Source organism: Luteococcus peritonei (assembly GCF_039526385.1).
GTDB lineage: Bacteria > Actinomycetota > Actinomycetes > Propionibacteriales > Propionibacteriaceae > Luteococcus > Luteococcus peritonei.
Genome location: NZ_BAAAIX010000034.1, coordinates 129060 through 141485 on the forward strand (window position 1 = coordinate 129060; position 12426 = coordinate 141485).

Below are 12426 nucleotides of genomic sequence, written 5' to 3' on the forward strand. Positions count from 1 at the left end.
GTGGAACACTCGCCCGTCGACCCGCACGCGGAGCCCGAGGAGCGCGCCGTCGAGGCCGCCCTGCGCCCGGCGAGCCTGGAGGAGTTCGAGGGCCAGCCGCGCGTGCGCGACCAGCTCGGCCTGGTGCTGGAGGCCGCCCGCCACCGCGGCGCCACGCCCGACCACGTCCTGCTCTCCGGCCCGCCCGGGCTGGGCAAGACCACGCTGGCCATGATCATCGCCGGCGAGATGGGCGCCCCGCTGCGGATCAGCTCCGGCCCCGCGATCCAGCACGCCGGCGACCTGGCCGCCATCCTGTCCGGACTGCAGGAGGGCGAGGTCTTCTTCCTCGACGAGATCCACCGGATGAGCCGGCCGGCCGAGGAGATGCTCTACCTGGCCATGGAGGACTTCCGGGTCGACGTGGTGGTGGGCAAGGGGCCCGGCGCCACCGCCATCCCCATCGAGATCCCGCCCTTCACCCTGGTGGGCGCCACCACCCGCGCCGGCCTGCTGCCCGGCCCGCTGCGCGACCGCTTCGGCTTCACCGCCCAGCTCGACTTCTACGAGGCGGCCTCCCTGGAGCACATCGTGCACCGCTCCGCCCAGGTGCTCGACGTGGACCTCGACGAGGACTCCGCCCGCGAGATCGCGATGCGCTCGCGCGGCACCCCCCGCATCGCCAACCGGCTGCTGCGCCGGGTGCGCGACTACTCCCAGGTGCGCCATGCCGGCCGCGTCACCCGGGCCATCACCGGGGAGGCGCTTGACCTCTACGAGGTGGACCCGCTGGGTCTGGACCGGCTGGACCGCGCGGTGCTGGAGGCCATCTGCACCAAGTTCGGCGGCGGGCCGGTGGGCCTGTCGACGCTGGCGATCAGCGTGGGGGAGGAGACCGAGACCGTCGAGGAGGTGGCCGAGCCCTTCCTGGTACGCCTGGGCTTCCTGATGCGCACGCCGCGGGGTCGGGTGGCCACGGCCCGTGCCTGGCAGCACCTGGGCCTGGTGCCGCCCGCCCAGGACGACCTGTTCGGCTGAGCCGACAGCCGCGGGCGCCCCGCCCGGCCCGTCGTTTCGTGCCCGGTCCACCCCGGTGGGTAGTCTTGCGGATGGACCTGCTGCGGTCCGCAGCCTGATGCTGTCCGCAGCCCCGCCGACGAACGGAATCCAATGCCCAGCATGACCACCCTGCTCATCATCGTGCTCGCCATGGTGCTCTTCTCCTTCCTGCTGCAGCGACCGCTGAAGAAGCAGCAGGAGGCGGCTGCCCAGATGCGTGAGTCGCTGGGCGAGGGCTCGCGGGTGATGCTGACCACCGGGCTGTTCGGCACCGTCACGCACGTGGGCGCCGAGCAGGTCATCGTGGAGCTGGCACCCGGCGTCGAGGTCACCTGCCTCAAGCAGGCCATCGCCAAGCTGGTGGCGCCGGAGGACGAGGAGTTCGTCTTCGCCGACGAGACCGACGAGGCCGTTGCGCCGGTCGCGGTCGATGACGGCGAGGCCTTCGCGCAGCCGGTCACCGAGGCCCACCCGGTCGACGGGATCGAACCCGGCACCGACGGCGACACCATGACCGACGCTCCGCGCGGCACCGGCGACTCGCTCGGCTACCCCGAGCAGCTCGACACCGACCGCCCCCGGACCAACTGACCGCTGCGGCGGCCCCCTGACAAGGACGTAGACGACTGTGGCAACGAGCAGCACCCGCCGGCGACACCCCGGCCGCACGCTGGCCATCTTCCTGCTGTGCACCGCAGCACTGTTCGGCCTGATGGCCCTCGGCAAGGTCTGGACCCCGAAGCTGGGCCTGGACCTGGCCGGCGGTTCCACCATCACGCTGACGGCCTCCAACACCACCGGCGCCAACCAGATCTCCCCGGAGAACCTGGAGCAGGCCCGCATGATCATCCAGCAGCGCGTCGATTCGCTGGGCGTCGGTGAGACCTCGGTGGCCACCCAGGGCAATCAGCACATCGTGGTGAGCGTGCCCAATGTCACCGATGACGAGCAGCTGGTGAAGATGGTGGGTCAGACCGCCCAGCTCACCTTCCGCAATGTCTACGCCATGGAGCAGGTGGCCCCCACGGCGGCACCCAGCGCCTCCGCCTCGGCCAGTGCCTCCGGTGCCAGCGGCGGCGCGAGCGCGTCGGCCAGCCCCTCGGCCGCCGCCACACCGCCCGGCCTGCCCACCGCGGCCCCCGCGGCGCCGGGCAAGAGCACCGGCAAGCCGCTGGCCCTGGACAAGGCGATGGCCTGGCAGCCCAGCGGCTCCGACCAGTCCCAGTTCGCGCAGTGGACCTGCGACAAGAAGTTCCCCGACAACCCCGACCAGCCGCTGATCACCTGTGACCAGAGCGGCACCGCCAAGTACCTGCTGGGTCCGGTGGTCATCGAGGGCACCCACGTCAAGAACGCCACCTCCGGCATCCCGCAGGGCATGGTCCAGGTGGCGGTCAACCTGCAGTTCGACGACAAGGGCAAGACCGACTTCGGCACCGTCACCAGCAAGCTGGTGAACCAGCAGGCGCCGATGAACCAGAACGCCATCGTGCTGGACTCCAAGGTGGTCTCCGCCCCCGCGATCCAGTCGGCCATCCTCGACGGCATGGCCCAGATCACCGGCAACTTCACCCAGTCCAGCGCCCAGGACCTGGCCAATGTGCTCAACTACGGCGCCCTGCCGCTGAAGTTCGAGCCGTCGACGGTGGAGACCGTCAGCCCCACCCTGGGTGGTGAGCAGCTGCGCGCCGGATTCATCGCCGGGGCCATCGGCCTGCTGCTGGTGATCCTCTACTCGCTCTACTACTACCGGGGCCTGTCCATCGTGGTGGTGGGCTCCCTGGTGCTGGCCGCGGTCATCACCTATGCCTGCATGACCCTGCTGGGCGAGGCGATGGGCTACGCCCTCAACCTGCCGGGCGTGGCCGGCGCCATCATGGCGATCGGCGTCACCGCCGACTCCTTCATCATCTACTTCGAACGGATCCGCGACGAGATCCGCGACGGCCGCAGCCTGCACTCGGCCATCGAGACCGGCTGGGAGAAGGCCCGCGGCACCATCGTGATCGCCGACGGCGTCTCCCTGCTGAGCGCCGTGGTGCTCTTCGTGCTGGCCGTCGGTGCCGTCAAGGGCTTCGCCTTCACGCTGGGCCTGACCACCCTGATCGACATCGCGATCGTCTTCTGGTTCACCAAGCCGCTGGTCAGCCTGCTGGGCCGCACCAAGTTCTTCGGCCAGGGCCACAAGTTCTCCGGCCTGGACCCCGAGCACATGGGTGTCTCCCGCGAGTCCCTGCTGGGCATCCGGGGCCGCACCGCCTCGCGCGCCGCCGCCGCGGTGAACCGACGCACCTCGCGCGCCGAGCGTCGAGAGGCCGCCTCGCGCTCCGGCGCCACCAGCACCCGAACCACCCGCACCACGCGCGCCAATCGCGCCGCGCAGCCCACCGAGACCGAGGAGATCTGATGAGCACCCAGTACCTCGGCGAGGACGACCAGCTCTCCGGTGAGGCCGTCAGCAATGTCGACCACCACGGTCGCAAGCTCAGCCTCGCCCACCGCCTCTACACCGGCGACGTCTCCTGGGACTTCGTCGGCCGCAAGAAGCTGTGGTTCCTGATCTCCGGCCTGGTGATGGCCATCGCGCTCGGCTCGCTGCTGCTGCGCGGTCTCAACCTGGGCATCGAGTTCAAGGGTGGCGCGGACTTCACGGCCCCGGCCACGGTCACCGCCACCACCGTCGACGACTTCCGTGAGGCCGTCCAGTCCTCCGGCGTGGGCGACCTGGACGCCACCCAGGTGCTCACCATCGGCGAGAACCAGGTGAAGGTGCAGACCCGCACCTTGGGAACCGAGGAGCTGGCGAAGGTCCGCGGCGCGATCGCCGCCGAGGCCGGCACCCAGCCCAACCAGGTGGCCTATTCCGCCATCGGCGCTTCCTGGGGTGAGCAGATCACCAAGAAGGCGGTCCAGGCCCTGGTGGTCTTCCTGGTGCTGGTCTGCCTGCTGATCTGGGCCTACTTCCGGGACTGGAAGATGTCGGTGGCTGCCCTGGTGGCCCTGCTGCACGACCTGCTGCTCACCGTCGGCGTCTACTCGCTGCTGGGCTTCACCGTGACCCCGGCCTCCATGATCGGCGTGCTCACCATCCTGGGCTACTCGCTGTACGACACCGTGGTGGTCTTCGACAAGGTGCGCGAGAACGTGCGCGGCCTGTCCAGCCAGCGTCGCAGCTACTCCGAGGCGGCCAACCATGCCGTCAACCAGGTGCTGGTGCGCTCGCTGAACACCACCGTGATCGGCGTGCTGCCGGTGGCCGCGCTGCTCTTCGCCGGTGTCTTCGTGCTGGGCTCCGGGCCGCTGGAGGACCTGGGCCTGGCCCTGTTCGTCGGCATGATCGCGGGCGCCTACTCCTCGATCTTCATCGCCACGCCGCTGCTGGCCTGGCTGCGTGAGCGCGAGCCCGCCATGCGCGAGCACCGCGCCAACCTGGAGCGTCGCGCCAGCCGCAAGGCCGCCCGCACCCCCGCCGTGGCCGCGGCCACCGGCGCCGTCGCCGACGCACCCGCCGTCTCCGGGGAGCGCACCCAGCGCCCCCGCACCACCCGTGCCAACCGCAAGACCAAGTGACCGAGGACACCCTGACATGACCGCTGACCGCGCCCTGATCGAGTCGCTGATCACCGACGTTCCTGACTTCCCCAAGCCGGGCGTCGTCTTCAAGGACATCACCCCGCTGCTGGCCTCCCCGGAGGGCTACCAGGCCGCCGTGGACGCGATTGCCGACTCCGCGCCCGAGAAGATCGACGTGGTGGTGGGCATGGAGGCCCGCGGCTTCATCTTCGCCGCCCCGGTGGCCATCAAGCTGGGCGCCGGCTTCGTGCCGGTGCGCAAGCCCGGCAAGCTGCCCCGCCCGGTCTTCGAGGAGAACTTCGCCCTGGAGTACGGCACCGAGACCCTCACCGTGCACCGTGACGCCATCAAGCCCGGTGCCCGAGTGCTGGTCGTCGACGACGTGCTGGCCACCGGCGGTACGATCGGCGCCACGGCGCAGCTGCTCAAGAAGCTCGACGTCAACCTGGTGCACGTGGCCACGGTGATGGAGCTCAGCTTCCTGGGTGGTCGTGCCCTGCTGGACAGCAATGGCATCGACTCCTTCAGCACCATCGTCACCGTCTGAGCCGACGGCTGGGGGAGTCCTGGGAAGGAGCACAGTGGGCGTCGACGAGGTCTACGGACCCTATGGCGGGCCGGAGCAGGCTGCCGTGCCCGGTAGCCCCATGTCGGCCGCCCAGGACCGCTTCTCCACTGGACCGGAGGCGCCGCGGATGCGGATGCGCCAGCGGCTGGCGCGGCTGGGAGCCAGCAAGTCGCCCACCAGTGCGGTGCTGGACCCGCTGTTCACCGTGGTGCGGGCCAACCATCCCAAGGCCGATCTGGCCCTGCTGGAGCGCGCCTACAGCACTGCCGAGCACTACCACCGCGGCCAGCTGCGCAAGTCGGGTGATCCCTACATCACCCACCCGCTGGCGGTGACCACCATCCTGGCCGAACTCGGCATGACCGAGCCCACCCTGGTGGCCGCCCTGCTGCACGACACCGTCGAGGACACCTCGTACACGATGGAGCAGCTCACCGCCGACTTCGGCAGCGAGGTGGCGCTGCTGGTGGACGGGGTGACCAAGCTGGACAAGGTCACCTATGGCGACTCGGCCAAGGCCGAGACGCTGCGCAAGATGGTGATCGCCATGAGCCGCGACATCCGCGTGCTGGTGATCAAGCTGGCCGACCGGCTGCACAACATGCGCACCCTGTCCTTCCTGCGCCCGGACAAGCAGTACCGGATCGCCAACGAGACGCTGGAGATCTTCGCCCCGCTGGCCCACCGGTTGGGCATGAATGCGGTCAAGTGGGAGCTGGAGGACCTGGCCTTCTCCACCATGGAGCCCAAGGTCTACGACGAGATCGTGCGGCTGGTGGCCGAGCAGGCCCCGCAGCGCGAGCGCCAGCTGCGCGAGGTGATCGCCCAGGTGCAGGAGGACCTGGCGGCCGCCAACATCCCCGCCACCGTCTACGGCCGGCCGAAGCACTACTACTCGATCTACCAGAAGATGGTGGTGCGGGGCCGCGAGTTCAAGGACATCTACGACCTGGTGGGCCTGCGGATCCTGGTGGAGAGCCCGCGCGACTGCTATGCGGCGCTGGGCGTGATGCACGTGCGGTGGAACCCCCTGCCGGGGCGGTTCAAGGACTACATCGCCATGCCGAAGTTCAACATGTACCAGAGCCTGCACACCACCGTGCTGGGCCCCGGTGCCAAGCCGGTGGAGCTGCAGATCCGCACCTACGAGATGCACCGCAAGGCGGAGTACGGTGTCGCGGCCCACTGGAAGTACAAGGAGGACCTGCGCACCCCCGGCCAGGCCGACCCCGAGGCCACCGACCTGTCCTGGGTGCACAACCTGAACCAGTGGAGCAAGGAGACCGAGGACCCCAGCGAGTTCCTGGACTCGCTGCGCTTCGAGATCAACTCCACCGAGGTCTACGTCTTCACGCCCAAGGGCGACGTGGTGGCGCTGCCCGCCGGCGCCACGCCGGTGGACTTCGCCTACAGCGTCCACACCGAGGTGGGGGCGCGCTGCATCGGCGCCCGCGTCAACGGTCGACTGATGCCGCTGGAGAAGCAGCTCAGCAATGGCGACGTGGTGGAGATCCTCACCTCGAAGGCCGAGAATGCCGGCCCCAGCCGGGACTGGCTGAACTTCGTCACCAGCCCGCGGGCCCGCAGCAAGATCAAGGCCTACTTCTCCAAGGAGCGTCGCGAGGAGGCGATCGAGCGCGGCAAGGAGGAGCTGGCCCGCCAGATGCGCCGCTCCGGGTTGCCGCTGCAGCGGATGCTGACTGCCGAGCACCTGGCCTCCGTCGCCGACAACTTCAAACTGGGCGACGTGAATGGGCTCTACGCCGGCATCGGCGAGAACTCGGTGAGCGCGCAGGCCGTGATGCAGCGCCTGATCGCGATCGCCGGGGGTCGCGAGGAGGCTGCCGAGGAGTCGCTGGAGGAGGCCCCGGCGATTCGTCGTCGTCATCGCTCCACCACGAGTGAGACCGGCGTGGTGGTGCAGGGCGACCCGAACGTGTACGTGAAGCTCGCCAAGTGCTGCACCCCGATGCCCGGCGACGAGATCCTGGGCTTCGTCACCCGGGGCGACGGGGTCAGCGTGCACCGGCGCGACTGCACCAATGCCGACAACCTGCTGAGCGCTCCGGAACGGATCATCCCGGTGGAGTGGGCCAGCAATGTGGGACAGGCCTACCTGGTCAACGTGCAGGTGGAGGGCCTGGACCGCCAGGGTCTGCTGGCCGATGTGACCCGCGTGATGAGCGACCAGCACCTCAACATCATCTCGGCCACCATGAGCACCAATCCCAGCGACCGGCTGTTCAAGGTGCGGCTCTCCTTCGAGTCGCCCGACCCGACCCACCTGGAGCACGTGCTGGGCCACCTGCGCCGCATCCCCGGCGTCTACGACGTCTACCGGGTGCGCTGAGGCCGGCCCGGTCCGGTCGGCCCCAGCGCGACCCCGGTCAGCGGAAGGCGTAGCGGTAGGTCGCCTTCCAGTAGGGGCCTCCTCGCTGCGGATTCTTGACCCGGACGCAGCCGAAGCTCTGGAAGAAGACCAGGCTGCGGATGTTGTACCGGTGCGAGAGCTGGGTCTGCTTGAGGTGCTTCTCGCAGTCCGCTCTGGTCGTGCCCCAGACCGCACTGGCGACGTAGGTGTAGGCCTCGGCCGGCTGGGCCGGGGCCACCGTGGTGAGGGCTGCGGTGGCCACCAGGGTGCTCGTGAGCAGGGCGACGGGTTTGCGCATCGGATTCCTCCAGTTCTGGACGTCAGGACGGGTGCCCGGCAGGGCCCGGTCATGACACCACGCCAGCGGGTCAGCAAGCCGGTCCGCAGCGGCGCAACCCATGACAACGGCCCCACGACCTTCGCGGTCGTGGGGCCGTGTCGTCGGCGAGTGCGTCTCAGGCCTTGAACTCGTCCAGCGCCTTCTGCGCCTGGTCCAGCCAGGACTGGTAGGTGGTGATGGACTCGCGGGCCTCCTTGGCCTTCTTGTCCTTGCCCTCGGCTTCCAGCTTCTCGGCCTGCTTGGTGAGCTTGTCGATCTGGGCGGTGAACATCGCCACCGTGTCGGCGGCGCGCTGGCGGGCCTCCGGGTCGGTGCGACGCCACTCCTCGGCCTCGGCCTCCTTGACGGCGTTCTCCAGGGCACGCACCCGGTTGTCCAGCGGGCGGATCGCGTCGCGCGGCACCTTGCCGTACTCGTTGAACTTCGCCAGGAAGTCGCGGAACTGGGTGCGGGCGGTGGCCAGGTCGGTGACCGGGAGGATGGACTTCTCGGCCTCGTCGAGCAGCGCCTCCTTGGCCACCTTGTTGCCCACGAACTCCTGGTCCTGCTCGGCCATGGCGGCGTCGCGGGCGCTGAAGAAGTCGTCCTGGATGCCACGGAAGGTGGCCCACAGCTTGTCGTCCTCGTGGCGCGGGGCGGAGCCGGCGGCCTTCCAGCGGGTCATCAGGTCACGGAAGGCACCCGCGGTGGGGCCCCACTCGGTGGAGCCGGCCAGGCCGCGCGCCTCCTCGATGATCTGCTCCTTGAGCTGCTTGGCGCCCTCGCGCTTCTTGTTCTGCTCGGCGAACTGGGCCTTGCGGCGACGGGTGTAGGTGGTGCGGGCGCTGGAGAAGCGGTGCCACAGGGCGTCGTCGGTGGCGCGGTCGATGCGCGGCAGCGCCTTCCACTCCTCGAGCAGGGCGCGGAAGCGGTTGACCCCGCCGCGCCAGTCATTGCCCTGGGCCAGCTTCTCGGCCTCGCCGACCATGCGCTCCTTCTCGGCGCGGGCGGCCTCGGCGGCCTTCGCCTTCTCGGCCTTCTTCTGCTCGGCGGCCGCCTCCAGGGCGGGGGTGAGGGCGTCCAGACGGGTCAGCAGGCCGGCCAGGTCACCCACGGCATTGGCGTCGGTGATGTTCTTGCGGGCGGCATCGACGGACTTGCGCGCCTCGTCGGAGCCCAGCGTCCCGCTCTTCACGCGCGCTTCGAGCAGGCCCACCTCGGTCTCCAGGGTCTGGAAGCGTCGCACGTAGAAGGCGAGGGCTTCGGAGGGATCGACATCGGGGACCTGGCCGACGCGCCGCTCGCCGTCTGCGGTGATGACGTAGACCGTGCCGTCATCCTCGACGCGACCAAACTCCCGTGCGCCCCCGGCGCTCTCGATCGGGTTCGGACCTGCAGTTTCGCTCATGGTCCCATCTTGCCCGATATGGTGCCCTTTGTGCTCATCGCCTCATTTCCGGCCGGCCCCTGGCAGGCCAACTGCTATCTGCTCGCCCGCGAGCGGGGCGGTCCCTGCGTCGTCGTCGACCCCGGCGTGGACGCCGTCGACGGGGTCCGTCAGGGCCTGTCCCAGTACGGCCTGCGACTGGACGCGGTGCTGCTGACCCACGGCCACGTGGACCACGTGGCCAGCGCCGCGCAGATTGCCGACGAGGCGGACGTGCCGGTCTGGATCCACGAGGCCGACGCCGACCTGCTGCAGTACCCGCTGCGGGCGCTGGGGGAGCAGTCGGCCGACATCATCGAGCAGATCTACGGCAGCACCGAGTTCACCCCGCCGCGCCAGGTGCGCCACTACGAGGGCGACGTGCAGGCCGCCGGCATCCGCTTCGCCACCCGCCATGCGCCCGGGCACACGCCGGGCTGCACCCTGCTGCTGCCCGAGCTGGACGACATGAGCCTGGTCTTCACCGGCGACGTGGTCTTCGCGGGCTCGATCGGGCGCACCGATCTGCCGCGCGGCGACGCCTTCACCATGGCCAGTAGTCTGGTCACCGCCGTCCTGCCGCTGGACGACGAGGCGCACCTGCTGCCCGGGCACGGCCCCACCACCACGATGGCGGCTGAACGGGCCACCAACCCCTGGCTGCAGGCCGACCGTCTCGTCGCGCTGCAGCAGCCCGGCCACGGCACCGCCTGACCCCATCGCCGCTCGCGCGGCCGACCACCGAACGAACTGGAAGTGACCCACCCGATGGCTCGTCCCAAGCCCCTGTCCGGATTCCCGGAATTCCTGCCTGCCGGCCGCATCGTCGAGCAGCGCGTGCTGGACATCCTGCGCGAGACCTTCGAGCTGCACGGCTTCGCCTCCATCGAGACCCGCGCCGTGGAGACCATGGAGACGCTCACCCGCAAGGGTGAGATCACCAAGGAGGTCTACGTGGTGCGCCGGCTGCACGCCGACGAGGCGCAGCCGGAGAAGGACGACCTGGGCCTGCACTTCGACCTGACCGTGCCCTTCGCGCGCTACGTGCTGGAGAATGCCGGCCACCTGGCCTTCCCCTTCCGTCGCTACCAGGTGCAGAAGGTCTGGCGCGGCGAGCGCCCGCAGGAGGGCCGCTACCGCGAATTCCTGCAGGCCGACATCGACATCGTGGGCCAGGACAGCCTGCCCGAGCACTTCGACGTCGAGGCGCCGCTGGTGATGCTGGCCGCCCTGGAGCGGATGCACGTCGAGCTGGGCCTGCCGCAGGCGCTGATGCACGTCAACAACCGCAAGCTGGCCGAGGGCTTCTACCGCGGCCTGGGCATCACCGACACCCTCGAGGTGCTGCAGCGGGTGGACAAGTACGACAAGATCGGCGCCGAGGCGGTGGCCGCGCTGCTCACCGAGGAGCTGGGCCTGTCCGCCGAGGTGGCGGCCAAGTGCGTCGCCCTGGCCGGCATCTGCACCCCCGACGACTCCTTCGTTGAGCAGGTACGCGCCCTGGGCGTGCAGCACGAGATGCTCGACGAGGGCCTGGCCGCGCTGCAGGCCGTCATCAACGAGGCCAATCGACGCGTGCCGGGCCGGATGGTGGCCGACATGAAGATCGCCCGCGGCCTGGACTACTACACCGGCACGGTCTACGAGACCGAGCTGGTGGGCCACGAGAAGCTGGGCTCGATCAGCTCCGGTGGCCGCTACGACTCGCTGGCCAGCGACGGGAAGACCACCTTCCCGGGCGTGGGCATCTCGCTGGGCGTCACCCGGCTGCTCGGACCGATGATCACCAAGGGCCAGATCACCGCCACCCGCAGCGTGCCCAGTGCCGTGCTGGTGGCCGTCGACGCGGAGGAGACCCGCGACGTGGCCCAGGAGGTGGCTGCCGCGCTGCGCGCCCGCCGGATTCCCTGCGAGGTGGCCCCCAAGGCCGACAAGTTCGGCAAGCAGATCCGCTATGCCGACCGTCGCGGCATCCCCTTCGTCTGGTTCGGTGGCCTGCAGGGCCAGGCCAAGGACATCCGCTCCGGCGAGCAGGTGGAGGCGGACGCATCCAGCTGGATGCCCCCGGCCGAGGACCTGCGTCCCGGGGTGTCGATCGCCGGCTGATCGGCACGGCCGCTGCGGCGGCGAGGCCCTAGGATGGCCGCCATGTCCGAGTTCGCGCAGCCTGTCTCCGACGCCCCCAGCCTGGTGCTGGGCGTGCTGACCTTCCGCCGCAACGACCTGTTGGCCGCCGTGCTGCCGCGGCTGGCCGACCAGCTGCGAGCGGCCCAGCAGATGGGCCACCAGGTACGTCTGCAGGTGGTGGACAACGATCCTGACAGCGGTGCCCGATCGGTGGTGGAGGGACTCGATCTGGGCGTCGAGACCCGCTACGCGCACGAGCCGCGGCCCGGGCTGTCCGCCGCCCGCAACCGCCTGCTCACCGAGGCCGGTGAGGCGCGCCTGCTGGCCTGCATCGACGACGACGAGCAGCCCGGCGAGGGCTGGCTGGCCAGCCTGCTGCAGACCTGGCGCGAGAGCGGCGCCCAGGCGGTCACCGGCCCGGTGCGCTCCGAGCCGGAGGGCGAGGTGGACCCGTGGACCGAGGGGACGGCCCTGTTCGCCCGGCCCAGCCACCCCACCGGCAGCGAGCGACCCGGCCTGGCCACCAACAACCTGCTGCTCGACCTGGACTTCGTGCGCGAGCACGGTCTGCGCTTCGACGACCGCTTCGGCCTGACCGGGGGAGAGGACTCCCGCTTCGGGCAGGCGCTGCGCGCCGCCGGCGGCCGGATCGTCTGGTGCGACGAGGCCGAGGTGAGCGAGACCGTCCCTGCGGCCCGGCTGGAGCGTCGCTGGATCAACGACCGCCTGGTGCGCTTCGGCGAGAGCTGGGTGCGGGTGCGCGGCATCGACCTGACGGGCAAGGAGGCGCTGATGTTCCGTGGCACGGCGCTGGTCAAGGGTGTGATGAAGACCGTCGAGGGGCAGGCCAAGGTGGTGCGCGCCCGACGTGAGAACGACCCCCGCACCGAGGGCCACTGGGCCGGTGAGCGCGCCGGCGGCATCGGCCTGGTGCGCGGCGCGCTGGGCATCAACCGCCAGGAGTACGCCCGCAAGGGCTGAGCGGGTTGACGACGGGCCGTGGG

General features: G+C 70.2%; 10 protein-coding genes and 1 pseudogene. 9 read left to right on the top strand and 2 right to left on the bottom strand.

Annotated features, from left to right (window positions below; all coding sequences use genetic code 11):
• The 6 genes from ruvB to ABD073_RS14735 all read left to right on the top strand — a co-directional run bounded on the left by ruvB (position 1) and on the right by ABD073_RS14735 (position 7529).
• The gene (gene ruvB / locus ABD073_RS14710) at positions 1–1017 is read left to right on the top strand and encodes a Holliday junction branch migration DNA helicase RuvB (RefSeq protein ID WP_343875816.1); all 1017 of its coding nucleotides are present in this window, start codon (positions 1–3) and stop codon (positions 1015–1017) included.
• A gap of 141 nt (positions 1018–1158) precedes the next feature.
• Positions 1159–1629, top strand: a complete 471-nt coding sequence (gene yajC, locus ABD073_RS14715) for a preprotein translocase subunit YajC (protein ID WP_343875818.1) — start codon at positions 1159–1161, stop codon at positions 1627–1629.
• A 121-nt stretch (positions 1630–1750) separates the two neighbouring features.
• Positions 1751–3445 carry a protein translocase subunit SecD gene (secD, locus tag ABD073_RS14720; RefSeq protein WP_343875939.1) on the top strand — a complete coding sequence of 565 codons (1695 nt, stop codon included), beginning with the start codon at positions 1751–1753 and terminating at the stop codon, positions 3443–3445.
• Positions 3445–4608, top strand: a complete 1164-nt coding sequence (secF, locus tag ABD073_RS14725; RefSeq protein ID WP_343875820.1) for a protein translocase subunit SecF — start codon at positions 3445–3447, stop codon at positions 4606–4608. Before secD ends, secF begins: the two co-directional genes overlap by 1 nt.
• A 16-nt stretch (positions 4609–4624) precedes the next feature.
• Positions 4625–5158: an adenine phosphoribosyltransferase gene (locus tag ABD073_RS14730; RefSeq protein WP_343875822.1), complete on the top strand. Its 534-nt coding sequence runs from the start codon at positions 4625–4627 to the stop codon at positions 5156–5158.
• 100 nt (positions 5159–5258) lie between these two features.
• Positions 5259–7529 (top strand): RelA/SpoT family protein, encoded by a 2271-nt coding sequence (locus tag ABD073_RS14735; RefSeq protein ID WP_343875940.1) that lies wholly within the window; start codon positions 5259–5261, stop codon positions 7527–7529.
• A 37-nt stretch (positions 7530–7566) separates the two neighbouring features.
• On the opposite strand, the gene ABD073_RS14740 is transcribed toward ABD073_RS14735, so the two are convergent.
• Both ABD073_RS14740 and ABD073_RS14745 read right to left on the bottom strand, forming a co-directional pair.
• Positions 7567–7848: a hypothetical protein gene (locus ABD073_RS14740; protein ID WP_343875824.1), complete on the bottom strand. Its 282-nt coding sequence runs from the start codon at positions 7846–7848 to the stop codon at positions 7567–7569.
• Between the two features lie 157 nt (positions 7849–8005).
• Positions 8006–9315: pseudogene (locus tag ABD073_RS14745) on the bottom strand (DUF349 domain-containing protein).
• Here ABD073_RS14745 and ABD073_RS14750 point away from each other — a divergent pair.
• Genes ABD073_RS14750 through ABD073_RS14760 form a run of 3 tightly spaced genes read left to right on the top strand, consistent with a single transcriptional unit; the run spans position 9308 to position 12403 of the window.
• Positions 9308–10009, top strand: coding sequence for an MBL fold metallo-hydrolase (locus ABD073_RS14750; protein ID WP_343875826.1), 702 nt, complete (start codon positions 9308–9310; stop codon positions 10007–10009). The pseudogene ABD073_RS14745 and the gene ABD073_RS14750 overlap by 8 nt on opposite strands.
• 54 nt (positions 10010–10063) lie before the next feature.
• Entirely contained in the window at positions 10064–11401 is a 1338-nt protein-coding gene (hisS, locus tag ABD073_RS14755; protein ID WP_343875828.1) for a histidine--tRNA ligase, read from the top strand.
• A 42-nt stretch (positions 11402–11443) separates the two neighbouring features.
• On the top strand, positions 11444–12403 hold the full coding sequence (locus tag ABD073_RS14760) for a glycosyltransferase family 2 protein (protein ID WP_343875830.1): 960 nt from the start codon (positions 11444–11446) through the stop codon (positions 12401–12403).
• The last annotated feature ends 23 nt before the right edge of the window (positions 12404–12426 follow it).

Coding starts and splice junctions, on each gene's coding strand:
- yajC (WP_343875818.1), top strand. CDS start 1,159: ATGACCACCCTGCTCATCATCGTGCTCGCCATGGTGCTCTTCTCCTTC.
- secD (WP_343875939.1), top strand. CDS start 1,751: ATGGCCCTCGGCAAGGTCTGGACCCCGAAGCTGGGCCTGGACCTGGCC.
- secF (WP_343875820.1), top strand. CDS start 3,445: ATGAGCACCCAGTACCTCGGCGAGGACGACCAGCTCTCCGGTGAGGCC.
- ABD073_RS14730 (WP_343875822.1), top strand. CDS start 4,625: ATGACCGCTGACCGCGCCCTGATCGAGTCGCTGATCACCGACGTTCCT.
- ABD073_RS14735 (WP_343875940.1), top strand. CDS start 5,259: ATGTCGGCCGCCCAGGACCGCTTCTCCACTGGACCGGAGGCGCCGCGG.
- ABD073_RS14740 (WP_343875824.1), bottom strand. CDS start 7,848: ATGCGCAAACCCGTCGCCCTGCTCACGAGCACCCTGGTGGCCACCGCA.
- hisS (WP_343875828.1), top strand. CDS start 10,064: ATGGCTCGTCCCAAGCCCCTGTCCGGATTCCCGGAATTCCTGCCTGCC.
- ABD073_RS14760 (WP_343875830.1), top strand. CDS start 11,444: ATGTCCGAGTTCGCGCAGCCTGTCTCCGACGCCCCCAGCCTGGTGCTG.